The following is a 25,224-nucleotide window of genomic DNA, read 5'->3' on the forward strand; positions in this document are numbered from 1 at the left end:
CTCAATTCCCAAACATCAGCGCAGTCAGCACAAAATCCAGCCCCAGAACCGCCAGCGACGCATGCACCACGGTGCGCGTAGTCGCCCGGCTAATCCCGGCGGAAGTGGGGATAGCGTCATAACCATTGAATAACGCAATCCAGGTTACCGTAATGGCGAATACCAGGCTCTTAATCAGGCAGTTCACCAGATCCATTCGCCAGTCGACGGCATTTTGCATCGCGGTCCAGAAAAAACCACCATCAATGCCTTTCCAGCTCACACCCACCAGCGCTCCACCCCAGATCCCCACCGCAACGAAGATAATCGTCAGCAGCGGCAGCGAAATGACGCCGGCCCAGAAACGGGGAGAAATGACGCGGCGCAGCGGATCCACCGCCATCATCTCCATACTGGAGAGCTGTTCCGTGGCCCGCATCAGGCCAATCTCGGCGGTCAGCGCCGACCCGGCGCGACCGGCAAACAGCAGCGCGGCGACCACCGGCCCCAGCTCGCGCAGCAGCGACAGCGCCACCAGCATGCCAAGACTGGTCTCTGCGCTGTAGGTGGTTAAGACCAGATACCCCTGCAGCCCGAGCACCATACCGATAAACAGGCCCGATACAATGATAATCAGCATCGACAGAACGCCGACGTTGTAGAGCTGACGAACCAGCAGCGGCGCGTGCTTGCGAAACTCTGGCTTGCCGACAACGGCGTTGAACAGCATTAATCCGGCGCGTCCAAAGGTCGCGGTGGTTTTAATACCGCGATGGCCTAGCGCGGCCAGCGCATTAAACAGCATCAGTCGCTCAACTCCCTATGCCTAATAAATCATGGTGATAGTCGCCAGCCGGATAACGGAACGGCACCGGGCCGTCGGCAATACCATCAATGAACTGACGAACCCGAGGGTCAGCATTCTCACGTAGCGACTGGGCGCTGCCGTGGGCGACAATCTTTTTATCCGCCACGATATACGCATAGTCCGCAATGCTCAGCACCTCAGGCACATCGTGCGAAACCACGATGCAGGTGACACCCAGCGTGCTGTTGAGTTCAGAAATCAGCTTCACCAGCACGCCCATGGTGATGGGATCCTGCCCGACGAACGGTTCGTCGAACATAATGAGATCCGGCTCCAGGGCAATGGCCCTCGCCAGGGCGGCGCGGCGCGCCATGCCGCCGGAAAGCTCAGAGGGCATTAACTTCGCCGCACCGCGCAGCCCTACCGCCTCCAGCTTCATCATCACCGTCGTATGCAGCAGCGCAGGCGGCAGATGCGTATGTTCGCGCAGCGGGTAGGCGACGTTGTCAAAGACATTGAGGTCGGTGAACAGCGCCCCGGACTGGAACAGCATGCTCATCCGCTTACGCACCGTGTACAGACGCGAACGGGTCATCTGCGGCACGTTCTCGCCATCGAACAGGATCTCTCCCCTGTCCGGCGGGATCTGTCCGCCGATCAGGCGTAACAGGGTAGTCTTGCCGATCCCCGAAGGTCCCATAATCGCAGTAATTTTACCGCGCGGCACCGACAGCGAGATGTCGTCGAAGATCACGCGATCGCCGCGAGAAAAGCGGATACCGCGCACTTCAACTAAATTCGCCTGAGTTTGGCTCATAAAATCATCCTTACTAAGCACCTGATGGGCAAGCATCGCCCTTTCTTACGCCACAATCACAACATTTTTACAGAATCTTACCTGCACAGGTTAGCGAAAGCTGGCATTTGTTTTACTTTTGGCACGCATAAAGTCAAAATTAAGAATTCGTTACGCTGCGTAGGGATAACCCAGCGAGGCGACGATTATACCTGAAGAAAGGACTTTAGATGCTCTTAGCGACGGCTCTGTTAATTATTGGTTTATTGCTGGTTGTCTACAGCGCCGATCGTCTGGTCTATGCCGCCTCCATCCTCTGTCGCATGTTGGGGATCCCGCCGCTGATCATCGGTATGACGGTGGTGAGTATTGGCACTTGCCTGCCAGAGATCATGGTTTCCACCGCGGCCTCGCTGCATGGACAGACCGATCTGGCGGTGGGCACCGCGCTCGGCTCCAACATTACTAATATTCTCCTGATCCTCGGTCTGGCTGCCTTACTCAGGCCATTTACCGTGCATTCTGATATTCTGCGCCGCGAATTACCGCTAATGTTGCTGGTCAGCGTACTGGCAGGGCTGGTGCTCTATGATGGTCAACTGTCCCGTCTCGACGGCCTGTTTTTACTGGCGCTGGCGCTGCTATGGCTGCTGTTCACCATCAAAATCGCCCGTCTGGCGGAACGCCAGGGAAGCGATAGCCTGACCCGCGAACAGCTGGCCGAACTGCCGCGTGAAGGGTCGCTGCCGGTCGCTCTGCTGTGGTTAGGGGTGGCGATGATCGTCATGCCGATGGCCACCCGCATGGTGGTAGATAACAGTACGGTGCTGGCAAACTATTTTGCCATCAGTGAACTGACCGTCGGCCTGACGGTAGTGGCGATAGGCACCAGCCTGCCGGAGCTGGCCACCGCCATCGCCGGGGCGCGCAAAGGGGAAGATGACATTGCCATCGGCAATATCATCGGCGCAAATATCCTCAATATTGCGCTGGTGCTGGGTTTGCCGGCGCTGATCGCGCCGGGAGCCTTTGCGGCGGAAGCCTTTACCCGCGACTATGGCGTGATGTTGCTGGTCAGCCTGATCTTCGCCGTGCTGTGCTGGCGCCGCCAGCAGCAGCCGGGACGACTGGTTGGCGCGCTGCTGGTCGGCGGTTTTGTGGTTTGGTTGGCGATGCTGTTCTGGACAGCGCCGCTCTTCGTTGAATGACTCGGGATAACATCATGTCGCAAATAGATTTGCCCACGGATTTTGACTTTCAACAGGCAGGCCGTCAGGTGCTGGAAATTGAACGTGAAGGTCTGGCCCAGCTCGATCAGTATATAAATGACGATTTCACCCGCGCCTGCGAAACGATTTTCCGCTGCGGCGGGAAGGTCGTGGTGATGGGGATGGGCAAATCCGGCCATATCGGCCGCAAAATGGCGGCAACCTTCGCCAGTACCGGCACGTCGGCATTTTTTGTCCACCCAGGCGAAGCCGCGCACGGCGATTTGGGCATGGTTACGCCGCAGGACGTGGTGATTGCGTTGTCGAACTCCGGCGAATCGAACGAAATCCTCGCGCTGATCCCGGTCCTGAAACGTCAGCAGGTGAAGCTTATCTGCATCACCAGCCGGCCTGAAAGCAGCATGGCGCGCGCGGCGGATATCCATCTGTGCGTGAAAGTGCCGAAGGAGGCCTGTCCGTTAGGGCTGGCGCCCACCTCCAGCACCACCGCCGCGCTGGTGATGGGCGATGCCCTCGCCGTCGCCCTGCTGGAAGCCCGCGGCTTTACCGCTGAGGATTTCGCTCTCTCGCATCCGGGTGGCGCACTCGGTCGTAAGCTGTTGCTGCGCGTCAATGATATTATGCATACCGGTGATGAGATCCCGCACGTCGGCCTGCAGGCCACCCTGCGCGATGCGCTGCTGGAAATCACCCGTAAAAATTTAGGTATGACCGCTATCTGCGATGACGACATGAACATCATCGGTATCTTTACCGACGGTGACCTGCGCCGGGTCTTCGACACCGGCGTTGATATGCGCGATGCCAGCATTGCCGACGTCATGACCCGGGGAGGGATCCGTATCCGTCCCGGCACCCTGGCGGTGGATGCGCTAAACCTGATGCAATCCCGTCATATCACCTGCGTGCTGGTTGCCGATGGCGACCATCTGCTGGGTGTGGTACATATGCACGATCTCCTGCGCGCGGGCGTAGTGTAAGTAAGGAAAAAATAATGAATAATGCTGATGCTCCGTTAGCGACCTGCTATGGGCCGGTAAGCCAGACGTTTCTCGATCGCGCGGCTAAGATCCGTTTACTGATCCTCGATGTCGACGGTGTATTATCCGACGGGCTTATCTATATGGGTAATCACGGCGAGGAGCTGAAAGCGTTCAACGTCCGCGATGGCTATGGTATCCGCTGCGCGCTGACCTCTGGCATTGAAGTGGCGATTATTACCGGACGAAAAGCTAAACTGGTAGAAGATCGCTGTCAGACGTTGGGCATCACGCATTTGTATCAGGGGCAGTCGGACAAGCTGCTGGCGTTCCGCGATCTCACTGACAAACTGGGCGTGCGGCCAGAGGAAGTCGCCTACATCGGCGACGATCTGATTGACTGGCCGGTGATGGCCGAAGTGGGGCTTAGCGTCGCCGTCGCGGATGCGCATCCGCTGCTGCTGCCGCGCGCCGATTACATCACCCGGATTAATGGCGGACGCGGCGCGGTACGCGAAGTCTGCGATTTGTTACTATTGGCGCAGGGCAAGCTGGATGAGGCCAAAGGGCAATCAATATGAGTAAAACCAGACGTTGGGTTATCATTTTACTGTCGCTGCTCGCGCTGATCCTCATCGGCCTGAATCTGGCGAATACGGACGACGCGGCCCAGCAGGAGGTCAATCCCAACGACCCGACGTATAAAAGCGAACACACTGACACCGTGGTGTACAGTCCGGAAGGCGCCCTGAGCTATCGGCTGATTGCCGAGCATGTGGAGTATTTTTCCGATCAGGAGGTCTCCTGGTTTACCAAACCGGTGATGACCACCTTTGATACCAATAAGGTGCCGACCTGGTCAGTCAGAGCAGATAAAGCGAAGCTGACAAATGACCGGATGCTCTATCTTTACGGGCACGTTGAGGTGAATGCGCTCGCGCCTGACTCTCAACTGCGCAAAATTACGACGGATAACGCCCAGATAAATCTGGTAACGCAGGACGTTACCTCTGATGACATGGTGACGTTATACGGCACCACATTTAATTCCAGCGGCCTGAAAATGCGTGGAAACCTTCGCAGCAAAAATGCCGAGCTGATTGAAAAGGTGAGAACCTCTTATGAAATTCAGAACAAACAAACTCAGCCTTAAGATTGCGCTCGCCGGCGCGTTACTGGCCGCCAGCCTGCCGGCCCTCGCCAAGACGGGCGATACCGATCAGCCGATCCATATCGAATCCGATCAGCAGTCGCTGGATATGCAGGGCAATGTCGTCACCTTCACCGGTAACGTGGTCGTGACTCAGGGGACGATCAAAATTAACGCTGATAAAGTGGTGGTCACCCGTCCGGGCAATGAAAAAGGCAAAGAGGTGATCGAAGGTTTCGGTAACCCGGCCACCTTCTACCAGATGCAGGATAACGGCAAACCGGTAAAAGGCCGGGCGTCGAAAATGCGCTATGAGCTGCAGAACGATTACGTCGTGCTGACCGGCAACGCGTACCTTGAACAGCTCGACAGCAACATCAAGGGCGACAAGATCACCTATCTGGTGAAAGAGCAAAAAATGCAGGCCTTCAGCGACAAAGGTCGACGCGTCACCACCGTTCTGGTGCCGTCCGAGCTGCAGGACAAAAGCGGCAACCAGCAAAAGAAGAGTAACTAATCCGTTATGGCAACCTTAACTGCGAAGAATCTCGCTAAAGCGTATAAAGGCCGCCGCGTGGTGGAAGATGTCAGTCTCACCGTTAACTCGGGGGAGATTGTCGGCTTGCTTGGCCCCAACGGCGCCGGTAAAACCACCACCTTCTATATGGTGGTCGGGATTGTGCCGCGCGACGCGGGCAATATTATCATTGATGACGAAGACATCAGCCTGCTGCCGCTGCACGCGCGCGCGCGCCGGGGGATCGGCTATCTGCCGCAGGAAGCCTCGATTTTTCGTCGCCTGAGCGTTTATGACAACCTGATGGCGGTCCTGCAGATCCGTGACGATTTGAGCAGCGAGCAGCGGGAAGATCGCGCCAAAGAGCTGATGGAAGAGTTTCATATTGAGCACCTGCGCGACAGCCTCGGTCAGGCGCTCTCCGGTGGTGAACGCCGCCGCGTCGAAATCGCCCGCGCGCTGGCGGCCAACCCGAAATTTATTCTTCTGGATGAACCCTTTGCCGGCGTGGATCCGATCTCGGTTATCGACATCAAACGCATCATTGAGCATTTGCGCGACAGCGGCCTCGGCGTACTGATTACCGACCATAACGTCAGAGAGACTCTCGCGGTCTGCGAACGCGCGTATATTGTCAGTCAGGGACACCTTATCGCTCATGGTACACCGCAGCAGATCCTCGAAGATGAGCAGGTTAAGCGCGTGTATCTTGGGGAAGACTTCAGACTCTGATAGGGTAGAGGTTACAGACGTTTTAGCCGGAGATATTTACCCTGAACATGAAGCAAGGTTTGCAATTAAGGCTTAGCCAACAGCTTGCCATGACGCCGCAGCTGCAGCAGGCGATTCGTTTGCTGCAGTTGTCCACGTTAGAACTCCAGCAAGAGCTCCAGCAAGCGCTGGAAAGTAACCCGTTGCTTGAGCAAACCGATCTTCACGACGAGGTAGAGGCGAAAGAGGTGGAGGACCGCGAGTCTCTCGATACCGTCGACGCACTTGAGCAAAAAGAGATGCCCGACGAGCTTCCTCTCGATGCCAGCTGGGATGAAATCTATACCGCCGGTACGCCGTCAGGCAACGGCGTGGACTACCAGGACGACGAACTCCCCGTTTATCAAGGCGAGACCACCCAGACGCTGCAGGATTACCTGATGTGGCAGGTCGAGCTGACGCCCTTCACCGATACCGACCGCGCCATCGCCACCTCCATTGTCGACGCCGTCGACGATACGGGCTACCTCACCGTTCAGATTGAAGATATCGTCGACAGCATCGGCGATGAGGAGATCGGCCTCGAAGAAGTGGAAGCCGTCCTGAAGCGCATCCAGCGTTTTGATCCGGTTGGCGTCGCGGCGAAAGATCTGCGCGACTGTCTGCTGATCCAGCTCTCGCAATTCGCCAAAGAGACGCCTTGGCTGGAAGAGGCCCGGCTGATTATCAGCAATCATCTCGATCTTCTGGCCAACCATGATTTCCGCACCCTGATGCGGGTGACCCGGCTGAAAGAAGAGGTGCTGAAAGAGGCGGTGAACCTGATCCAGTCCCTGGATCCCCGTCCCGGCCAGTCCATTCAAACCAGCGAACCGGAATATGTCATTCCAGACGTGCTGGTGCGCAAGGTCAGCGGCCGCTGGACCGTGGAGCTCAACGCCGACAGCATTCCACGGCTGAAAATTAATCAGCAGTATGCGGCAATGGGCAACAGCGCCCGCAATGACGCCGACGGCCAGTTCATTCGCAGCAATCTGCAGGAAGCCCGCTGGCTGATTAAAAGTCTGGAAAGCCGCAACGATACCCTGCTGCGCGTGAGCCGCTGCATCGTAGAACAACAGCAGGCTTTTTTCGAACAGGGTGAAGAGTATATGAAGCCGATGGTGCTGGCCGATATCGCCCAGGCCGTCGAGATGCATGAATCGACGATTTCCCGTGTCACCACGCAAAAATATCTGCACAGTCCGCGCGGTATTTTTGAACTGAAGTATTTCTTCTCCAGCCATGTCAATACCGAAGGCGGCGGCGAAGCCTCGTCGACGGCGATTCGCGCGCTGGTGAAGAAACTCATCGCCGCGGAAAATCCCGCGAAGCCGTTGAGCGACAGTAAGCTCACCTCCATGCTGTCCGAGCAGGGTATCATGGTCGCGCGCCGCACTGTCGCGAAGTACAGAGAGTCTTTATCCATCCCGCCGTCAAACCAGCGTAAACAACTGGTCTGACACAACCGATAAGGAAGACACTATGCAGCTCAACATTACAGGACACAACGTCGAGATCACTCCCGCGATGCGCGACTTCGTCACGGCGAAGTTCAGCAAGCTGGAACAATTTTTCGACCGGATCAATCAGGTCTATATTGTGTTAAAAGTAGAGAAAGTGACGCAAATTGCGGACGCGAATCTGCATGTCAACGGTGGCGAAATCCATGCCAGTGCGGAAGGGCAGGATATGTATGCAGCTGTCGATGGTCTTATCGACAAGCTGGCAAGACAGTTAACGAAGCATAAAGATAAACTAAAACAACACTAATTGTCCGGGCCCCCCTGCGTCAGCCGCCAGGTAACATCGGCGACGGGCGCGGGGGCGCTCAGGTGAAATTATGATGAACAACGATTCGGCTCTACAACTGAGCAACGTCCTGAACCAGGAATGTACCCGTAGCCAGGTTCACTGCCAGAGTAAGAAGCGTGCTCTGGAAATCATTAGCGAACTGGCCGCCAAACAGTTAAGTTTGCCGCCGCAGGTGGTGTTCGAAGCGATCCTCACCCGCGAAAAAATGGGCAGTACCGGGATTGGCAATGGTATCGCCATTCCCCACGGAAAACTGGAAGAGGATACGCTGCGTGCTGTCGGCGTTTTTGTCCAGCTGGAAACCCCCATCGCCTTCGACGCGATCGACAATCAGCCTGTCGACCTGCTGTTCGCGCTGCTGGTGCCGGCCGATCAGACAAAAACCCACCTGCATACGCTCTCCCTGGTGGCCAAACGGCTGGCCGACAAAGCGATTTGTCGTCGCCTGCGCGCGGCGCAGAGCGATGAAGAGTTGTATGAGATCATCACCGAAGCAGGAAGCAGCGATGACGCATAACGGCAGTCGCACCTTATCCTTTATCGTACTGAGGAGAAACGGTACATGGTACTGATGATCGTCAGCGGCCGCTCGGGCTCGGGTAAATCCGTCGCTCTGCGAGCGCTGGAAGATATGGGCTTTTACTGCGTGGATAACCTGCCGGTCGTGCTGCTGCCCGATCTGGCACGGTCGCTGGCTGACCGCAATATTTCGGCGGCCGTCAGCATCGACGTGCGGAACATGCCGGAATCACCGGAGATCTTCGAGCAGGCGATGAAAAACCTGCCGGAGTGCTTTTCGCCGCAGCTGCTGTTTCTCGATGCCGATCGCAACACGCTGATCCGTCGATACAGCGACACCCGTCGTCTGCATCCGCTGTCGAGCAAGAATTTGTCGCTGGAAAGCGCCATCGATGAAGAGAGCGATCTGCTGGAGCCCCTGCGCTCGCGGGCCGATCTGATTGTCGATACCTCGGAGATGTCGGTTCACGAGCTGGCGGAAATGTTACGCACCCGGCTGCTGGGTAAACGAGAACGCGAACTGACCATGGTCTTCGAATCCTTCGGCTTTAAGCACGGTATCCCGATCGATGCCGATTACGTCTTTGACGTGCGCTTTCTGCCAAACCCGCACTGGGATCCGAAGCTGCGTCCCATGACCGGTCTGGATAAGCCGGTGGCCGCCTTCCTCGATCGGCACACCGAAGTGCACAACTTTATTTACCAGACCCGGAGCTATCTTGAGCTATGGTTACCGATGCTGGAGACCAACAATCGCAGCTATCTGACGGTGGCCATTGGCTGCACCGGCGGTAAACATCGTTCGGTTTATATTGCTGAACAACTGGCTGACTACTTCCGCTCGCGCGGCAAAAACGTGCAGTCTCGTCATCGGACGCTGGAAAAACGTAAATCATGACCGTAAAGCAGACCGTTGAAATCACCAATAAGCTGGGCATGCACGCCCGCCCGGCGATGAAGCTGTTCGAACTGATGCAGAATTTCGATGCCGAGGTGTTGCTGCGCAACGATGAAGGCACGGAGGCGGAAGCCAACAGCGTCATTGCCCTGCTGATGCTGGACTCGGCGAAAGGACGGCAGATAGAGGTGGAGGCCAGCGGTCCGCAGGAAGTGGAAGCCCTCGCCGCGGTGATTGCCCTGTTTAATGCCGGGTTTGACGAAGACTAAAGGTGACGCTTCCCGGCGACGGAGACTGGCGACGGTACCAGCCCCGGCGCCGGATTTACCCGCTAATAGAGCTTATGCTCACGCATGAACCCTTCCCCACCCAGTTGTCGCATCTGGCGTAAGATCCAGGCCTGGCGGTTGCGCACATAGCCCGAAGGCGCGTCGGCGCGATAGCGGATCGGGTTTGGCAGCACCGCGGCCAGCAGAGCCGCTTCCCCCGGCGTCAACTGGCTGGCGGGCTTATGAAAATAGCGCTGGGCGGCCGCTTCCACACCAAAAATCCCCTCGCCAAACTCGGCAATATTCAGGTAGACGGTCAGGATCCGCTTTTTACTCCACACGGTTTCCATGCCGACGGTCAATCCGGCCTCCAGCCCCTTGCGCAGCCAGCTACGACCATCCCACAAAAACAGGTTTTTCGCCGTCTGCTGCGACAGCGTTGACGCGCCGCGGATGCGGGTATCGTGACGCTCATTGTGCGCCAGCGCCTTTTCGATTGCCGAGACGTCAAACCCCCAGTGTTCCGGGAACTTCTGATCTTCGGCGGCAATCACCGCCAGCCCCATCCACGGGGAGATCTTATCCATGGCGACCCAGTCGGAGTGCGCCAGATAGTGGACATCGCCGGACAGCCAGGCGCTTATCTGCCGCTCAAGCATGACTGCCGAAAAGGGCACCGGCAGCACGCTAAACAGCGCGATCCCCCCGCCCCAGAAGACGGCGGCGATCAGCAGCAGACGCAGCGCCAGTCGTTTGAGCAGCGCGAAGGGCGCAATGCGGAGCTTCATGCGCTCAGCGCCAGCACGCGGGCGACCAGTTTTTCGATCCCAGTGGCGGCTTGCACAATATTCTCCGCCAGCATATACGCCGGGGTGGTGACCACTTTATTCTCTTCATCCACCACGATGTCGTCGACCGGGCAAGGCACATGCTCCGCCCCCATCTCCTCCACCACATCGGCGGTGTCGAGATCGGTCCCGATAGTCATCCGCAGCGGAAACGCAAAGATCTTCGGCAGCAGCGCCGGAGCGATGCACATAAAGCCCAGCGGCTTGCCGGCCTGATGCATCGCCAGCGCCAGGGCCCGCAGATCGTGGTCCACCTCGCATTTGCTGCCCTCGGCAGCGAAGCTGCTTAAGTTTTTCGCCGCGCCGAAGCCGCCGGGGACGATCAGCGCGTCCAGCGTCTCCTCACGCGCTTGCGCCAGCGGCAGGATGTCGCCGCGGGCGATGCGCGCCGCTTCCACCAGCACGTTGCGCTGCTCCGTCAACGGTTCACCCGTCAGATGGTTGATGACGTCGCGCTGCGGTTTATCGGGCGCAAAGCAGACCGCCTGCGCGCCGTTGCGCGCGATCGCCAGCAGGGTAATCACTGCCTCATGAATTTCACTGCCGTCGTACACGCCGCAGCCGCTCAGTACCACACCAATTTTTTTCATCGCCTTCGCTCCTCCATGCAACTCACTGAAACCAGTCAAAAATGTCGATTTACTCGCTATGCTTCACATATTTTACTGATTCATGTAACAAATTAGTTAAGCTTTGCTATCTTAATGAGCGAGCAATCCACTTCTCAGGTTGCGCCACGTAACAACATCACTCAAATCACACTGGCTCAACCACCAGTTCCCTGGTGTTGGCGCAGTATTCGCGCACCCCGGTCTGTCCGGGGTCATTTTTTCCCGGTCTTCGCCACCCATGCCTTCAGAATCGCCACGTCGTTTTGCCACTCGGATTTCATCTCTTCAACCCATTCAGCGACATTATCAGACCAGGCAGGCAGGTCCGGCGTCTGGATCTGCTGACCCAGCTGCTGGATGTGGCGCAGGCCAATAGAACCCGCAGCCCCTTTGATCTTATGCCCCTCTTCGACGATCCCTTTTTGATCGCGGGCGGTGAGATTAGACTCAAGGACGGACATATAGCCCGGCATCATCTTCTCAAACACCGCGAGACCATCGTTGATAAGCTTCGGTCCCACCAGTTCGATGTATTGCTCCAGCATATCGGTATCCAGCACCGCGTCGGCTTTATGCAGATCGGCCGCCGGCGCTTCCTGCGCCTCCTCTTCCGGCGCATCCCAGAATTTTTTGATCATGGCCGTCAGCGCCGGCACCGATAGCGGCTTGCTCAGCACATCGTCCATGCCGGCATCAAGATACTCTTTCTTATTCTTCAGCACGTTGGCGGTCAGGGCTACCAGCGGCGGCAGCTCATCCGCGGCAAAATTCTGTTTTAGCTGACGAGAGATATCCAGACCCGTCATATCCGGCAGCTGGATATCCAGCAGCACCAGGTCGTACTCGCCAGGCTCAAACATCTCCAGCGCGGCTTTACCGGTCATCGCGACATCCACGCTGTTGCCCAGCTTTTCCAGCACCGAGCGCGCCACGATGACGTTGAGCTCAATATCTTCTACCAGCAGCACGTTGAGCGCCGGTAATGGCATGTCGTCTTCCGCCAGGGTATCTTCCACTTCTTCCGCAATGGCAGGCGCATGGACGGTGAGCGTAAAGGTCGCTCCTTTACCCGGCTGGCTGGTGACGCTGATATCGCCGCCCATATTGCGCGCCAGGCGGCGCGATACGGCGAGGCCAATCCCGGTGCCGGTGGCTGGTTTGCCGCCGTGGCTGTCTTTGACCTGGTAATACATGGCGAATATTTTGTCCTGTTCCGCTTCAGGAATACCAATCCCGGAGTCTTCCACTTCGAAGTGCAGGATATCGCCTTCGTCATAGCGCACGCGGACGTTCACCCCACCGCCCTGTGGGGTAAATTTCACGGCGTTGCTGATAAGATTCCACAGGATCTGCCGCAGGCGGGTGCCGTCGGTGATCACCTTGTGCGGCAGCGGCAGGCTCGGCTCCAGCACAAAGCGCAGTCCCTTCTGCTGCGCCTGCAGACCGGAAAGGTTTTCAAGGTCGGCAAGGAAGCTGGTGAAGTCCACCGGCTGGTTATCGAGCTGTACCTTACGGCGCTCCATTTTATCCATGTCGATAATATCATTGAAGATATTCCCCAGCGTCACCGCCGAGACATGGATGGTTTTCAGGTATTTTTCCTGCTCGCTGGTCAGTTCGGTATCCAGCAAAATTCGGCTCAGCCCGACGATCCCGTTCAGCGGGGTACGCAGCTCATGGCTGATGGTGGAGATGAAGGTGGTTTTATCCCGGCTGGCGCGTTCGAGTGCGTCCTGATAGCGTTTTCGTTCGGTGATATCGCGCCCGAAGCCCATCAGGCCGCGACGCTTACCGACGCGATCGTAGTACGGGACCTTGCGGATTTCGAAGCACGCTTTACGGCCATCGGGATAGTCCAGCCACTGCTCATAGGTCAGCGATACATTGTGGCGGAACACCTTCTCATCGGTTTCCAGCACCTTTTCCGCTGCTTCTTCGCTATAGACGTCCTGTGGTTTGAGGTGGATCAGCTGTTTCTCGCTTTTGCCGGTCAGCAGCTCCATCGCCCGGTTACAGCCGGAAAACTCTTTATCCTCATTGCGGTAAAAGACCAGGTCCGGGGAGGCGTCGAGGAAAGAGCGCAAAAAGGAGGATTGCTGTTCGAGCTGGATCTGCGTCTCTTCACGCTCTTTCATCTCGATCTTCAGCTGCTCAAGGGTGGTCTCACGCTCGGCTTCCGCCTTTTCACGTTCGCCAATCTCCTGATTCAACTGCGCGATATTGTCTTTCAGCTGCACATTCAGCTTCAGATCGCGCTCGCGCATCTCCTCCAGCTTCTCCACCAGCCGCGACAGACGCTGGCGGGACTCTTCGAGTTGCTCCACCACCACCGAGAGAAAGTAGACCGCCCACGGGGTGATGAGCAGACCGAAGAAGATAGAGCGGATAACGTCGATGCTTTCAACCTGGCCATGCAGCACCATGGTGACCGCCATCTGTACCACGATGGCCAGCACCACCAGCGCAAGAGCCAACAGCATTGAAAAGCGGACCAGACCCAGCTTCATCATCAGGTCGACATAATACTGCGCCAGCATACGAATTTGCTTCATAGGGGATTCCTTCACGACAACTCCGCACAATAATACTCAATTCTGAGCAATGCGCTGTAAGTTGTGCAAAAAATGCGGGAAGGAGCCGATATGACGGCTGGCCGCCAAGGCGAACCAGCCGCTAAAAAGAGGCATGGTCAGGAGGAGGCTAGCGCTTGCTTAGCGCCTCCCAGAGACCTTTGAGGTAGGTCACCCCGAGTGCGCGATCGTATAAACCATAGCCCGGGCGTCCGGTCTCTCCCCAGATAAAGCGGCCATGATCCGGGCGTATATAGCCGTCGAAGCCGTTATCGTGCAACGCTTGCATCACCTTGTACATATCCAGGGAGCCGTATTCTGACGGATGGGCGCACTCGTAAAAGTCTTTATCCTGCATCAGTTTAATATTGCGGACGTGGGCAAAATGGATCCGCTTGCGGCGGGTAAACTCAGCCAGAATAGCGTATACGTCGTTATCCGGATCTTCGGCAATCGAGCCGGTGCAGAGGGTAATGCCGTTGGCGGGTGAATCGACAGCCCGGCAGATCCAGTCCAGATCGTCGCGGTTTTTGACCACCCGCGGCAGGCCAAATATCGAGTACGGCGGATCGTCAGGATGGATCGCCATTTTCACGCCCACCTCTTCGCAAACCGGGATCACCGCCTGCAGAAAATAGACCAGGTTCTCCCGCAGCTTGTGGTCATCCACCGCGCTATATTTGGCAAACAGGGTCTGCACCTCCGCCAGCCGTTCCGGCTCCCAGCCCGGCAACGCGAAGCCGTTTGAATTCTCCAGGACCTCCTTCACCACGTCTTCCAGCCGCTTATCGATATCTTTCTTCTCAAAAGCCATCGTTAACGAGCCATCCGGCAGGACGTAGTTCATATCCGTCTTCATCCAGTCAAACACCGGCATGAAGTTATAGCAGATGACTTTGACGCCGAAGCGGGCAAGGTGGCGAATGGTCTGCTGATAGTTGGCAATATAGCGGTCACGGGAAGGGAGGCCGATTTTGATGTCGTCATGGATGTTGACGCTCTCTATCACCTCCATTTTCAGGCCTGCGGCATGGGCCTGGCTGACCAGACGCTCAATTTTATCCTCCGGCCATACCTCGCCGACCGCGACGTCATAGAGCGCGCCGACCACTCCCTCCACGCCGGGCACCTGGCGTATATGCTCTAATGAAACCTTATCTTCCTCTGGTCCAAACCAGCGCATTGTCATCTGCATCGTCATCACCTGCTCAACATAGTTTAATTTCACCCTACTACCATACCAGTAATCATAATTGATTGAGCCTTAACTGTCGTGATGACGATCACATTCCTGCTTACCGGCTCGTCGGTAAGGTCGCTTTCGCGGCATTCATAATTTTTCTCAATTTATTTCAATAGATTAATCATTCCCGGGCTTTTTCTGACGACCTTCGCCAAATGTGATCCAGAGCTATTTATGATCAATTGCATACTTGTATGGTAATAAAAATAACGCTATTTGTTCAGAAAACAGACAAGGGAAGGAACAGAAATGAGAAGCGTCGTTGTCAAAGAGCCAGGCCAACTGAACATCGAATCCCGTCCGGTTCCCGCTCCGGGCGCCCACGAAGTCCGGGTGAAAATCGCCTTTGCCGGGATCTGCGGGTCCGATGTGCATATCTATCAAGGCCATAACCCCTTCGCGAAATATCCCCGCGTTATCGGCCATGAATTCTTCGGCATCATTGATGCCGTCGGCGAGCAGGTCTCTTCGGCACGCATCGGCGAGCGCGTCGCGGTCGACCCTGTCGTCAGCTGCGGCCATTGTTATCCCTGCTCGGTGGGGCGGCCGAATGTCTGTGCGCGGCTCCAGGTCATCGGGGTTCACCGCGACGGCGGATTCAGCGACTACGCCTGCGTGCCGGCGAAAAACGCCTGGCGCATTCCGGAGGCCATCAGCGATCGTCAGGCGACGATGGTTGAGCCTTTTACCATTGCGGCAAACATTACCGCCCAGCTGCAGCCCACGGTGCAGGATATCGCCTTGATCTACGGCGCAGGTCCGATGGGTCTGACGGCGATCCAGGCGCTGAAAGGGGTGTATGGCGTTAAGCAGGTGATCGTAGTGGACCGCATTGCCGAACGTCTGCAGATGGCGCGGGACAACGGCGCCGATTTGACGCTGGATAACACTCACCAGCCGCTGGCGGAACAGCTGGCGCAGCGGCAGATAGCCCCCACGCTGATCATCGATGCCGCCTGCCATCCGGCGATCCTTCAGGAGGCCATTCTCCTCGCCTCTCCCGCCGCACGCATCGGCATACTCGGCTTCTCCGGCGAGCCGTCCACCCTGACCCAGCAAAGCATCACCAGTAAAGAGATCTCCATTTTCTCCTCCCGGCTAAACAGCGGGCGTTTTCCGCTGGTTATCGACTGGATGGAGAAAGGCCTTATCCAGCCTGAGGCGTTAATCACCCACTGCATGCCGCTGGAGCAGGTAAAAGAGGCGATGGAGATTTTCGCCAACGATCGGAAAACTTGCTGCAAGGTATTGCTGCAGCTGGGTTAAATGCTAAATAACGGGCGACGTGAATATTGATATCCGTCGCGCCAGAGCTCAATAATATAATCATCATGGTGTCATCATGGGAAAAAATATCCGCTGGATTATCGTCCTGTTATTATTTTTAGTATATATGATTAATTATCTGGACCGGGTGGCGTTATCCATTACGGTACCAATGATTGAAAAGGATCTGGCGCTAAACGCTGAACAATTTGGTATTATTTTCGGCAGTTTTTTCTTCGGCTATGCGGTATTTAATTTTATTGGCGGTCTGGCCGTAGATAAGTTTGGCGCAACGCTAGTCCTGGGGCTGGCGGTGGGGATGTGGTCGCTGTTTTGCGGCTTAACTGCCTTTGCCACCGGCTTTTATTCCATGCTGATGCTGCGAGTCCTCTTCGGGATGGCTGAGGGCCCGATTTGCGCGTCGGCGAACAAGATGATCAACGGCTGGTTTCCCAAGAAGCAAGCGGCCACCGCCGTGGGGCTGCTCAGCGCCGGCTCTCCGCTGGGCGGCGCGGTTGCCGGCCCCATCGTCGGTTATCTGGCCCTGGCATTCGGCTGGCGCCCGGCGTTTATGATTATTTTCGCCATCGGCATTGTGTGGATGATAGTGTGGTTTTTTATTGCCGCTAACTCGCCGGAAAAACATAAACATGTCAGCCGGGAAGAGCTCATGCTCATTAATAATATGAAGCAAGAGGAGTCTGCGCTGGAATCAACTGAAAATCAAACCGCCCACTCGCTGGGTTATTATCTCAAACAACCTATTATACTGGTGACGGCCTTTGCCTTCTTTTGCTACAACTATATTCTGTTTTTCTTTCTCAGCTGGTTTCCGTCCTATCTGGTTCAGCAGCACCATCTCGATATTAAACAGATGAGCCTCACCACCATGATCCCATGGATAGTCGGCTTTGTCGGTCTGGCGCTGGGGGGCTATATTTCCGATAAAATTTTTAAACTCACCGGACGCCTGCTGCTGTCACGCAAAATTGTGCTGGTGGTATGTCTGCTGATGGCCGCCATCTGTGTGGGGCTTGCCGGTACCGTCAGCAGCGTCGTTCCTGCCGTTCTGCTGATGTCGGTCTCCATCTTTTTCCTCTATGTCACCGGAGCGATCTACTGGGCGATTATCCAGGACGTGGTGCATAAATCCCGCGTTGGCGGCACCAGCGGCTTTATCCACCTTATCGGCAGCGTCTCCGGCATCGTGGGACCGATTGTCACCGGCTATATCGTGCAGTCTACCGGTAAATTCGACAGCGCCTTTGTCCTCGCCGGCACTATCGCCGCGCTCGGCGCCCTGCTGGTGCTGTTCGTGATCAAAACGCCGCGTGTGACGATGAAAGCCAGTCAGGCTTAGTTGACAGGAAAGCCATGCCCGGCGCAGCCATCACGCCGGGCATCCTCTTAGACTATTTCGCCGACTGGGGCGCGACCCAGCTGCGGCCCAGCGCCGAACCCTGAGCGCCCTGCTCATTCAGATAGCGATCCAGTTCAACCATTCCGGTCCAGCGATTTTCGCACCACAGCGGCGCGAGCAGCGTCGGCCGACGGGCGCTGGCCGATATGCGATGGTAGATTACCTCCGGCGGGGTATGGCGGATCATCTCCCCGGCGGTGACGGTATACGCCTCCAGTTCGATGCCATCGAGACGACCGGCCTGCCATGCTTTTGCCATAATGCTGCCTTTCACAATATGCAGCGGATGCAGCTTTATCCCATCCACGCCGGTGGTCACGACCCGCTCCACCGTCTCGAGGCCATGCTCCTGGCTCTCCCCGGGCAGGCCGACGATCAGATGCGCGCATACCTTCAGTCCGCGCTCACGCGCCAGACGCGCGGTGCGCTGGTAACAGGCGAAATCATGCCCGCGGTTAATGCGATGCAGGGTCTTATCATGGGCGGTCTGCAGCCCCAGCTCCAGCCAAACCTCATACCCCTGCTGGTGGTATTCACTGAGCAGGTCGAGAACCGCCTCCGGCACGCAGTCCGGGCGGGTGCCAACGCAGAGGCCAACGATATTCGCCTCGCTGACGGCCTGACGATACATCGAGCGGAGCACCTGCACTTCAGCAAAGGTGCTGGTATAGGCCTGAAAGTAGGCCAGATAACGCTTTGCCCGGTTAACAAGCTGCGCCTGATGGGCGAGCTGTTCGGCGATGGATCGATGCTGCTGCGCTTCATCCGCAAACGAGGCCACGTTACAGAATGTGCAACCGCCACGGCCCAGCGTGCCGTCGCGGTTCGGGCAGCTAAAACCGCCGTGCAGCGTTAGCTTATGGACCTTTTCGCCATAGCGGCGCAGAAGATCCCCACCAAACATATTGACTAATTTCTGTAACTGCATAATCTGATAGACCGGCCTCAACAAAGGGGGCCAAGCCTGCCACTTTTCGTCACCGACGGCGATGACCTGGATCAATCGTCAGCGCGGCGAATCATCCCATTGCATAAACAATCATGATTACTGCAATTTCATTCACACGCAGGGTAATGAGTTTTCCTTATATTTCATCATCGCGCGGCCCTAATCTGCTTTATGGTAAAAAACAGTATTAATGTCCATCACACACATTTACAGCAGTCAAATGTGCTAATAATGAAATGTATTTCAGCGTAGATCGGTAATGCAAAGCCGCGCGCACAGTGAGACAGATCACACTAGCCTTACCCTCTGCAGGCGTATCCAAAGCATAAAAAATGGCATTATTTATTTTAAAAACAACAAGTTAATACCTGCATAGCACATTTTTGTATTAATAAGATTGCCATTTGACGTAAGTGTGGATTCCCGATAAGTTGGGAATCCGCTGGAAGCTTTCTGGATGAGCACTCTGCTCATCATATTTATGCAGTAATTGAGATTCCCTCTTAACAGCAAGTCCTCAAACTTGTGTACCGATGCGAAAAGGATTTAAAGAGGGCGAATGCGAGGTGCAAACCCCGTCGCCATGCTCTTTCTGTGCCTGTGCGCAATCGGTATCGGAGGGGGTCCGTAGAGCCTGGGGAGGTTCACTGATATGTTGTACGACAAATCCCTTGAGAGGGATAACTGTGGTTTCGGCCTGATCGCCCACATAGAAGGCGAACCTAGCCACAAGGTAGTGCGAACCGCGATACACGCACTGGCCCGCATGCAGCACCGTGGCGCAATCCTTGCCGATGGTAAAACCGGCGACGGTTGCGGTCTGCTGCTGCAAAAACCCGATCGTTTCTTCCGCATCGTTGCCGAAGAGCGCGGCTGGCGTTTAGCCAAAAACTACGCCGTTGGGATGCTGTTCCTGAATAAAGATCCTGAACTGGCGAAAGCGGCGCGCCGCATCGTTGAAGAAGAACTTCAGCTTGAGACCCTGTCGATCGTCGGCTGGCGCGATGTGCCGACCAACGAAGGCGTGCTCGGTGAAATCGCCCTCTCCTCGCTGCCCCGTATTGAGCAAATCTTTGTTAACGCCCCGGCCGGCTGGCGCCCGCGCGATATGGAGCGCCGTCTGTTTATTGCGCGTCGTCGCATTGAAAAACGCCTGCAGGAAGACAAAGATTTCTACGTTTGTAGCTTGTCCAACCTGGTCAACATCTATAAAGGTCTGTGTATGCCGGCGGATTTGCCGCGCTTCTACCTGGACCTCGCGGACCTGCGCCTGGAGTCGGCTATCTGCCTGTTCCACCAGCGCTTCTCCACCAACACCGTACCACGCTGGCCGCTGGCACAGCCGTTCCGCTACCTGGCGCACAACGGTGAAATCAACACCATCACCGGCAACCGCCAGTGGGCTCGCGCCCGTACCTATAAGTTCCAGACCCCGCTGATCCCGGACCTGCACGACGCCGCGCCGTTCGTTAACGAAACCGGCTCCGACTCCAGTTCAATGGACAACATGCTGGAGCTGCTGCTGGCCGGCGGGATGGACATCGTGCGCGCCATGCGTCTGCTGGTGCCGCCAGCCTGGCAGAACAACCCGGATATGGATCCGGAGCTGCGTTCGTTCTTCGACTTTAACTCCATGCATATGGAGCCATGGGACGGCCCGGCGGGCATCGTCATGTCCGACGGTCGCTACGCGGCCTGTAACCTCGACCGTAATGGCCTGCGCCCGGCGCGCTACGTCATTACCAAAGATAAGCTCATCACCTGCGCCTCTGAAGTCGGCATCTGGGACTACCAGCCGGACGAAGTGGTTGAAAAAGGCCGCGTGGGCCCGGGCGAGCTGATGGTTATCGATACCCGTGCCGGACGCATTCTGCACTCGGCGGAAACCGATGACGATCTGAAGAGCCGCCATCCGTATAAAGAGTGGATGGAGAAAAACGTTCGTCGCCTGGTGCCGTTTGAAGATCTGCCGGACGAAGAGGTTGGCAGCCGCCAGCTGGACGACGATCTGCTGGCCAGCTACCAGAAACAGTTTAACTACAGCGCGGAAGAGCTGGACTCGGTTCTGCGCGTGCTCGGCGAAAATGGCCAGGAGGCGGTCGGCTCTATGGGCGATGACACGCCGTTTGCCGTCCTTTCCAGCCAGCCGCGCATTATCTACGATTACTTCCGTCAGCAGTTCGCCCAGGTGACGAACCCACCTATCGATCCGCTGCGTGAAGCGCACGTCATGTCGCTGGCCACCAGCATCGGTCGCGAAATGAACGTCTTCTGCGAAGCGGAAGGCCAGGCGCATCGTCTGAGCTTCAAATCGCCGATCCTGCTGTACTCCGATTTCAAACAGCTGACGACGATGGAAGAAGAGCACTATCGTGCCGACGTCCTCGACATCACCTTCAACCCAGCAGAGGCTTCCCTCAGCGAGACGGTGAAGGCCCTGTGCGACAAAGCGGAGCAGATGGTACGCGATGGTACCGTGCTGCTGGTCCTCTCCGACCGTAACATCGCCAAAGACCGCCTGCCGGTGCCGGCGCCGATGGCCGTTGGCGCGATCCAGACCCGTCTGGTCGATAAAAGTCTGCGCTGCGATGCCAACATCATCGTTGAAACCGCCAGCGCCCGCGATCCGCACCACTTCGCCGTGCTGCTGGGCTTCGGCGCGACAGCTATCTATCCGTACCTCGCCTATGAAACGCTGGCGAAGCTGGTCGACAGCAAAGCCATCAATAAACCGTACCGTGCGGTGATGCTGAACTATCGCAACGGTATCAACAAAGGTCTGTATAAGATCATGTCCAAGATGGGGATCTCGACCATCGCCTCCTACCGCTGCTCGAAGCTGTTCGAAGCGGTCGGTCTGCATCGCGATGTCTCCGACCTCTGCTTCCAGGGCGTGGTCAGCCGCATCGGCGGCGCCGGCTTCGACGATTTCCAGCAGGATCTGCTGAATCTGTCGAAACGCGCATGGCTGGCGCGCAAGCCGCTGGCTCAGGGCGGTCTGCTGAAGTACGTTCACGGCGGCGAATATCACGCCTACAACCCGGACGTGGTGCGCACCCTGCAGCAGGCTGTGCAGAGCGGTGAGTACAGCGATTATCAACAATACGCGAAGCTGGTTAACGAACGCCCGGCGGCCACGCTGCGCGATCTGCTGGCGCTCAACCCGGGCGAAGATGCCATCAGCATCGACGACGTGGAGCCGGCGAAGGAGCTGTTTAAACGCTTCGATACCGCAGCGATGTCGATCGGCGCCCTGAGTCCGGAAGCGCACGAATCGCTGGCGGAAGCGATGAACAGCATCGGCGGCTTCTCCAACTCCGGTGAAGGCGGTGAAGACCCGGCGCGCTACGGCACCAACAAAGTGTCGCGCATCAAGCAGGTGGCATCCGGCCGCTTCGGCGTCACCCCAGCCTATCTGGTCAATGCCGACGTTATCCAGATCAAAGTCGCCCAGGGCGCGAAGCCGGGTGAAGGCGGTCAGCTGCCGGGTGATAAAGTCACCCCGTACATCGCCAAACTACGCTATTCGGTACCGGGCGTGACGCTGATCTCCCCGCCGCCGCACCACGATATCTACTCTATCGAGGATCTGGCGCAGCTGATTTTCGACCTCAAGCAGGTCAACCCGAAAGCGATGATCTCGGTCAAGCTGGTTTCTGAACCGGGCGTGGGCACCATCGCCACCGGCGTAGCCAAGGCTTATGCCGATCTGATCACCATCGCCGGCTACGACGGCGGCACCGGAGCAAGCCCGCTCACTTCAGTGAAATATGCCGGCTGTCCGTGGGAGCTTGGTCTGGTGGAAACCCAGCAGGCGCTGGTCGCTAACGGTCTGCGTCACAAGATCCGTCTGCAGGTGGATGGCGGCCTGAAAACCGGCCTCGATATCATCAAAGCGGCGATCCTTGGCGCGGAAAGCTTCGGCTTCGGCACCGGCCCGATGGTGGCGCTGGGCTGTAAATACCTGCGTATTTGTCACCTGAACAACTGCGCGACCGGCGTGGCGACCCAGGATGACAAACTGCGTAAGAACCACTATCACGGTCTGCCGTTCAAAGTGACCAACTACTTTGAATTTATCGCCCGTGAAACCCGCGAGCTGATGGCCCAGCTGGGCGTCAAGCGACTGGTGGATCTGATTGGCCGCACCGATCTGCTCAAAGAGCTGGATGGGTTCACCGCCAAGCAGCAGAAACTGGATCTGGGTAAACTGCTGGAGACCGCAGAGCCGCATCCTGGCAAAGCGCTGTACTGCACCGAAAATAACCCGCCGTTCGATAACGGCGTGCTCAACGCCCAGCTGCTGCAGCAGGCGAAACCGTACGTGGATGAAAAGCAGAGCAAAACGTTCTGGTTCGATATCCGCAATACCGACCGCTCCGTGGGGGCCTCGCTGTCCGGGTATATCGCCCAGACCCATGGCGACCAGGGACTGGCGGGCGACCCGATCGTCGCTCACTTTAGCGGCACCGCGGGCCAGAGCTTCGGCGTGTGGAACGCCGGCGGCGTGGAACTGCATCTGACGGGCGACGCCAACGACTATGTCGGCAAAGGCATGGCGGGCGGTCTGCTGGCCATTCGTCCTCCGGTGGGCTCCGCTTTCCGCAGTCACGAAGCCAGCATTATCGGCAACACCTGCCTGTACGGCGCGACCGGTGGTCGTCTGTACGCCGCAGGCCGCGCAGGTGAGCGTTTCGCGGTGCGTAACTCCGGCGCCATTACCGTGGTGGAAGGCATCGGCGACAACGGCTGTGAATATATGACCGGCGGCATCGTCTGCGTGCTCGGTAAAACCGGCGTCAACTTTGGCGCAGGGATGACCGGCGGCTTTGCCTATGTCCTGGATGAAGATGGCGACTTCCGCAAGCGCGTGAATCCGGAGCTGGTGGAAGTGCTGGACGTTGACTCTCTGGCCATCCATGAAGAGCACCTGCGCGGTTTAATCACCGAGCACGTACAGCTTACCGGTTCGCAACGCGGCGAAGAGATCCTCGCCAACTGGCCGGCCTTCTCCGCGAAGTTTGCGCTGGTTAAACCGAAGTCCAGCGATGTTAAAGCACTGTTGGGTCACCGTAGTCGTTCCGCAGCTGAGCTGCGGGTGCAGGCGCAGTAAGGGGTTAAGATGAGTCAGAACGTTTATCAATTTATCGACCTGCAGCGCGTTGATCCGCCAAAGAAACCGCTGAAGATCCGTAAAATTGAATTTGTGGAAATTTACGAGCCGTTTTCAGAAGGCCAGGCCAAGGCGCAGGCAGATCGCTGCCTGTCCTGCGGCAACCCGTACTGCGAATGGAAGTGCCCGGTGCATAACTACATCCCGAACTGGCTGAAGCTGGCCAACGAGGGACGTATTTTTGAGGCGGCTGAGCTGTCGCACCAGACCAACACCCTGCCGGAAGTCTGCGGGCGCGTTTGCCCGCAGGACCGCCTGTGTGAAGGCTCCTGTACGCTGAACGATGAGTTCGGCGCGGTGACCATCGGCAACATCGAACGCTATATCAACGATAAAGCATTCGAGATGGGCTGGCGTCCGGATCTCTCCGGCGTGAAACCGACCGGTAAAACCGTCGCTATCATCGGCGCTGGCCCGGCGGGCCTCGCCTGTGCCGACGTCCTGACCCGTAACGGCGTCAAGGCGGTGGTGTTTGACCGCCATCCGGAAATCGGCGGCCTGCTGACCTTCGGTATCCCGGCGTTCAAGCTGGAAAAAGAGGTGATGACCCGCCGCCGGGAGATCTTCACCGGCATGGGCATTGAGTTCAAACTCAATACCGAAGTGGGCCGTGACGTGCAGCTTGACGACCTGCTGAAAGAGTACGATGCGGTGTTCCTCGGCGTTGGCACCTATCAGTCAATGCGCGGCGGGCTGGACAACGAAGACGCCCAGGGCGTCTACGACGCGCTGCCGTTCCTGATCGCCAATACCAAGCAGATCATGGGCTTTGGCGAAACCGCCGATGAGCCCTACGTCAGCATGGAAGGCAAACGCGTGGTGGTTCTCGGCGGTGGCGACACCGCGATGGACTGCGTACGCACCTCCGTCCGTCAGAATGCGGCTCACGTGATCTGCGCCTATCGTCGTGACGAAGAGAACATGCCGGGTTCAAAACGCGAAGTGAAAAACGCGCGTGAAGAAGGCGTGGAGTTCCAGTTCAACGTCCAGCCGCTGGGTGTGGAAGTGAATGCCAACGGCAAAGTGTGCGGCGTGAAGATGGCGCGCACCGAGATGGGCCAGCCGGATGCAAAAGGCCGCCGTCGCGCGGAGATCGTTCCCGGCTCTGAGCACGTGGTGCCGGCAGACGCCGTCGTCATGGCGTTTGGCTTCCGTCCCCACAGCATGGAGTGGCTGGCGAAGCACAGCGTCGAGCTGGACTCCCAGGGCCGCATCATTGCCCCGGAAGGCAGCGAGAACGCCTTCCAGACCAGCAACCCGAAAATCTTCGCCGGTGGCGATATCGTGCGCGGTTCCGACCTGGTAGTCACCGCGATTGCCGAAGGACGTAAAGCGGCGGACGGGATCCTGAATTACCTGGAAGTGTAATGCGAATACCCGGATAGCGGTTTTATCCGGGTATGGGACTCAGGCCCGATGGTTAATCCCATCGGG

Annotated in this window: 22 protein-coding genes; 15 read left to right on the forward strand and 7 right to left on the reverse strand. The window is 57.2% G+C overall.

Going from position 1 to position 25,224, the window contains the following annotated elements; translation table 11 throughout:
• Nucleotide 1: 1 nt before the first annotated feature.
• Nucleotides 2-784 (reverse strand): lipid asymmetry maintenance ABC transporter permease subunit MlaE, encoded by a 783-nt coding sequence (gene mlaE, locus ACQUTP_RS21280; RefSeq protein WP_004150949.1) that lies wholly within the window; start codon nucleotides 782-784, stop codon nucleotides 2-4.
• A 7-nt stretch (nucleotides 785-791) separates the two neighbouring features.
• On the reverse strand, nucleotides 792-1,604 hold the full coding sequence (gene mlaF / locus ACQUTP_RS21285; protein WP_004206196.1) for a phospholipid ABC transporter ATP-binding protein MlaF: 813 nt from the start codon (nucleotides 1,602-1,604) through the stop codon (nucleotides 792-794).
• Nucleotides 1,605-1,813: 209 nt separating this feature from the next.
• On the opposite strand from mlaF, the gene ACQUTP_RS21290 reads away from it, so the two are divergent.
• From ACQUTP_RS21290 to npr, 11 genes are all read left to right on the forward strand, one after another.
• On the forward strand, nucleotides 1,814-2,791 hold the full coding sequence (locus ACQUTP_RS21290) for a calcium/sodium antiporter (protein ID WP_004206198.1): 978 nt from the start codon (nucleotides 1,814-1,816) through the stop codon (nucleotides 2,789-2,791).
• The gene (gene kdsD / locus ACQUTP_RS21295; RefSeq protein WP_075201808.1) at nucleotides 2,788-3,792 is read left to right on the forward strand and encodes an arabinose-5-phosphate isomerase KdsD; all 1,005 of its coding nucleotides are present in this window, start codon (nucleotides 2,788-2,790) and stop codon (nucleotides 3,790-3,792) included. Before ACQUTP_RS21290 ends, kdsD begins: the two co-directional genes overlap by 4 nt.
• 14 nt (nucleotides 3,793-3,806) lie before the next feature.
• Complete coding sequence (kdsC, locus tag ACQUTP_RS21300) at nucleotides 3,807-4,373, forward strand: 3-deoxy-manno-octulosonate-8-phosphatase KdsC (RefSeq protein ID WP_017899917.1); 567 nt, start codon at nucleotides 3,807-3,809, stop codon at nucleotides 4,371-4,373.
• Nucleotides 4,370-4,945, forward strand: coding sequence for an LPS export ABC transporter periplasmic protein LptC (lptC, locus tag ACQUTP_RS21305; protein WP_069135628.1), 576 nt, complete (start codon nucleotides 4,370-4,372; stop codon nucleotides 4,943-4,945). The genes kdsC and lptC overlap by 4 nt, the downstream gene beginning before the upstream one ends.
• Complete coding sequence (lptA, locus tag ACQUTP_RS21310) at nucleotides 4,914-5,459, forward strand: lipopolysaccharide ABC transporter substrate-binding protein LptA (RefSeq protein WP_002918415.1); 546 nt, start codon at nucleotides 4,914-4,916, stop codon at nucleotides 5,457-5,459. Before lptC ends, lptA begins: the two co-directional genes overlap by 32 nt.
• Nucleotides 5,460-5,465: 6 nt before the next feature.
• On the forward strand, nucleotides 5,466-6,191 hold the full coding sequence (gene lptB / locus ACQUTP_RS21315; RefSeq protein WP_004206203.1) for an LPS export ABC transporter ATP-binding protein: 726 nt from the start codon (nucleotides 5,466-5,468) through the stop codon (nucleotides 6,189-6,191).
• Between the two features lie 47 nt (nucleotides 6,192-6,238).
• Entirely contained in the window at nucleotides 6,239-7,672 is a 1,434-nt protein-coding gene (rpoN, locus tag ACQUTP_RS21320) for an RNA polymerase factor sigma-54 (protein WP_032456660.1), read from the forward strand.
• A 22-nt stretch (nucleotides 7,673-7,694) separates the two neighbouring features.
• Nucleotides 7,695-7,982, forward strand: coding sequence for a ribosome hibernation promoting factor (gene hpf, locus ACQUTP_RS21325; protein WP_004206206.1), 288 nt, complete (start codon nucleotides 7,695-7,697; stop codon nucleotides 7,980-7,982).
• Nucleotides 7,983-8,052: 70 nt separating this feature from the next.
• Nucleotides 8,053-8,541: a PTS IIA-like nitrogen regulatory protein PtsN gene (ptsN, locus tag ACQUTP_RS21330; protein ID WP_004144926.1), complete on the forward strand. Its 489-nt coding sequence runs from the start codon at nucleotides 8,053-8,055 to the stop codon at nucleotides 8,539-8,541.
• A gap of 45 nt (nucleotides 8,542-8,586) precedes the next feature.
• On the forward strand, nucleotides 8,587-9,441 hold the full coding sequence (gene rapZ, locus ACQUTP_RS21335) for an RNase adapter RapZ (RefSeq protein WP_004206208.1): 855 nt from the start codon (nucleotides 8,587-8,589) through the stop codon (nucleotides 9,439-9,441).
• Nucleotides 9,438-9,710: a PTS phosphocarrier protein NPr gene (gene npr / locus ACQUTP_RS21340; RefSeq protein ID WP_002918431.1), complete on the forward strand. Its 273-nt coding sequence runs from the start codon at nucleotides 9,438-9,440 to the stop codon at nucleotides 9,708-9,710. The genes rapZ and npr overlap by 4 nt, the downstream gene beginning before the upstream one ends.
• A gap of 62 nt (nucleotides 9,711-9,772) precedes the next feature.
• Here the strand turns inward: npr and mtgA are convergent, their stop codons facing one another.
• The 4 genes from mtgA to uxuA form a co-directional block, all read right to left on the reverse strand.
• Entirely contained in the window at nucleotides 9,773-10,498 is a 726-nt protein-coding gene (gene mtgA, locus ACQUTP_RS21345) for a monofunctional biosynthetic peptidoglycan transglycosylase (protein ID WP_017899919.1), read from the reverse strand.
• Nucleotides 10,495-11,148 (reverse strand): isoprenoid biosynthesis glyoxalase ElbB, encoded by a 654-nt coding sequence (gene elbB / locus ACQUTP_RS21350; RefSeq protein ID WP_004206211.1) that lies wholly within the window; start codon nucleotides 11,146-11,148, stop codon nucleotides 10,495-10,497. Before elbB ends, mtgA begins: the two co-directional genes overlap by 4 nt.
• A 233-nt stretch (nucleotides 11,149-11,381) precedes the next feature.
• On the reverse strand, nucleotides 11,382-13,721 hold the full coding sequence (gene arcB, locus ACQUTP_RS21355) for an aerobic respiration two-component sensor histidine kinase ArcB (RefSeq protein WP_017899921.1): 2,340 nt from the start codon (nucleotides 13,719-13,721) through the stop codon (nucleotides 11,382-11,384).
• Between the two features lie 148 nt (nucleotides 13,722-13,869).
• Nucleotides 13,870-14,934 carry a mannonate dehydratase gene (uxuA, locus tag ACQUTP_RS21360; RefSeq protein ID WP_025999212.1) on the reverse strand — a complete coding sequence of 355 codons (1,065 nt, stop codon included), beginning with the start codon at nucleotides 14,932-14,934 and terminating at the stop codon, nucleotides 13,870-13,872.
• 297 nt (nucleotides 14,935-15,231) lie between these two features.
• On the opposite strand from uxuA, the gene ACQUTP_RS21365 reads away from it, so the two are divergent.
• Complete coding sequence (locus tag ACQUTP_RS21365; protein WP_108433410.1) at nucleotides 15,232-16,248, forward strand: Zn-dependent oxidoreductase; 1,017 nt, start codon at nucleotides 15,232-15,234, stop codon at nucleotides 16,246-16,248.
• Nucleotides 16,249-16,324: 76 nt separating this feature from the next.
• The gene (locus ACQUTP_RS21370; RefSeq protein WP_004206215.1) at nucleotides 16,325-17,608 is read left to right on the forward strand and encodes an MFS transporter; all 1,284 of its coding nucleotides are present in this window, start codon (nucleotides 16,325-16,327) and stop codon (nucleotides 17,606-17,608) included.
• Nucleotides 17,609-17,660: 52 nt separating this feature from the next.
• On the opposite strand, the gene ACQUTP_RS21375 is transcribed toward ACQUTP_RS21370, so the two are convergent.
• Complete coding sequence (locus tag ACQUTP_RS21375; RefSeq protein WP_004206216.1) at nucleotides 17,661-18,596, reverse strand: TIGR01212 family radical SAM protein; 936 nt, start codon at nucleotides 18,594-18,596, stop codon at nucleotides 17,661-17,663.
• 673 nt (nucleotides 18,597-19,269) lie between these two features.
• On the opposite strand from ACQUTP_RS21375, the gene gltB reads away from it, so the two are divergent.
• Both gltB and gltD read left to right on the forward strand, forming a co-directional pair.
• Complete coding sequence (gltB, locus tag ACQUTP_RS21380; RefSeq protein WP_428902431.1) at nucleotides 19,270-23,730, forward strand: glutamate synthase large subunit; 4,461 nt, start codon at nucleotides 19,270-19,272, stop codon at nucleotides 23,728-23,730.
• Between the two features lie 9 nt (nucleotides 23,731-23,739).
• Nucleotides 23,740-25,158, forward strand: coding sequence for a glutamate synthase subunit GltD (gene gltD / locus ACQUTP_RS21385; RefSeq protein ID WP_004206218.1), 1,419 nt, complete (start codon nucleotides 23,740-23,742; stop codon nucleotides 25,156-25,158).
• The last annotated feature ends 66 nt before the right edge of the window (nucleotides 25,159-25,224 follow it).

The organism is Klebsiella sp. 2-CIP_Kleb. (genome assembly GCF_050378715.1).
Classification (GTDB): domain Bacteria; phylum Pseudomonadota; class Gammaproteobacteria; order Enterobacterales; family Enterobacteriaceae; genus Klebsiella; species Klebsiella quasipneumoniae.

Bases quoted from the DNA above. Each gene is read 5' to 3' on its own strand.
- mlaE (WP_004150949.1), bottom strand. From the start codon at position 784: ATGCTGTTTAATGCGCTGGCCGCGCTAGGCCATCGCGGTATTAAAACC.
- mlaF (WP_004206196.1), bottom strand. From the start codon at position 1,604: ATGAGCCAAACTCAGGCGAATTTAGTTGAAGTGCGCGGTATCCGCTTT.
- ACQUTP_RS21290 (WP_004206198.1), top strand. From the start codon at position 1,814: ATGCTCTTAGCGACGGCTCTGTTAATTATTGGTTTATTGCTGGTTGTC.
- kdsD (WP_075201808.1), top strand. From the start codon at position 2,788: ATGACTCGGGATAACATCATGTCGCAAATAGATTTGCCCACGGATTTT.
- kdsC (WP_017899917.1), top strand. From the start codon at position 3,807: ATGAATAATGCTGATGCTCCGTTAGCGACCTGCTATGGGCCGGTAAGC.
- lptC (WP_069135628.1), top strand. From the start codon at position 4,370: ATGAGTAAAACCAGACGTTGGGTTATCATTTTACTGTCGCTGCTCGCG.
- lptA (WP_002918415.1), top strand. From the start codon at position 4,914: ATGAAATTCAGAACAAACAAACTCAGCCTTAAGATTGCGCTCGCCGGC.
- lptB (WP_004206203.1), top strand. From the start codon at position 5,466: ATGGCAACCTTAACTGCGAAGAATCTCGCTAAAGCGTATAAAGGCCGC.
- rpoN (WP_032456660.1), top strand. From the start codon at position 6,239: ATGAAGCAAGGTTTGCAATTAAGGCTTAGCCAACAGCTTGCCATGACG.
- hpf (WP_004206206.1), top strand. From the start codon at position 7,695: ATGCAGCTCAACATTACAGGACACAACGTCGAGATCACTCCCGCGATG.
- ptsN (WP_004144926.1), top strand. From the start codon at position 8,053: ATGATGAACAACGATTCGGCTCTACAACTGAGCAACGTCCTGAACCAG.
- rapZ (WP_004206208.1), top strand. From the start codon at position 8,587: ATGGTACTGATGATCGTCAGCGGCCGCTCGGGCTCGGGTAAATCCGTC.
- npr (WP_002918431.1), top strand. From the start codon at position 9,438: ATGACCGTAAAGCAGACCGTTGAAATCACCAATAAGCTGGGCATGCAC.
- mtgA (WP_017899919.1), bottom strand. From the start codon at position 10,498: ATGAAGCTCCGCATTGCGCCCTTCGCGCTGCTCAAACGACTGGCGCTG.
- elbB (WP_004206211.1), bottom strand. From the start codon at position 11,148: ATGAAAAAAATTGGTGTGGTACTGAGCGGCTGCGGCGTGTACGACGGC.
- arcB (WP_017899921.1), bottom strand. From the start codon at position 13,721: ATGAAGCAAATTCGTATGCTGGCGCAGTATTATGTCGACCTGATGATG.
- uxuA (WP_025999212.1), bottom strand. From the start codon at position 14,934: ATGCAGATGACAATGCGCTGGTTTGGACCAGAGGAAGATAAGGTTTCA.
- ACQUTP_RS21365 (WP_108433410.1), top strand. From the start codon at position 15,232: ATGAGAAGCGTCGTTGTCAAAGAGCCAGGCCAACTGAACATCGAATCC.
- ACQUTP_RS21370 (WP_004206215.1), top strand. From the start codon at position 16,325: ATGGGAAAAAATATCCGCTGGATTATCGTCCTGTTATTATTTTTAGTA.
- ACQUTP_RS21375 (WP_004206216.1), bottom strand. From the start codon at position 18,596: ATGCAGTTACAGAAATTAGTCAATATGTTTGGTGGGGATCTTCTGCGC.
- gltB (WP_428902431.1), top strand. From the start codon at position 19,270: ATGTTGTACGACAAATCCCTTGAGAGGGATAACTGTGGTTTCGGCCTG.
- gltD (WP_004206218.1), top strand. From the start codon at position 23,740: ATGAGTCAGAACGTTTATCAATTTATCGACCTGCAGCGCGTTGATCCG.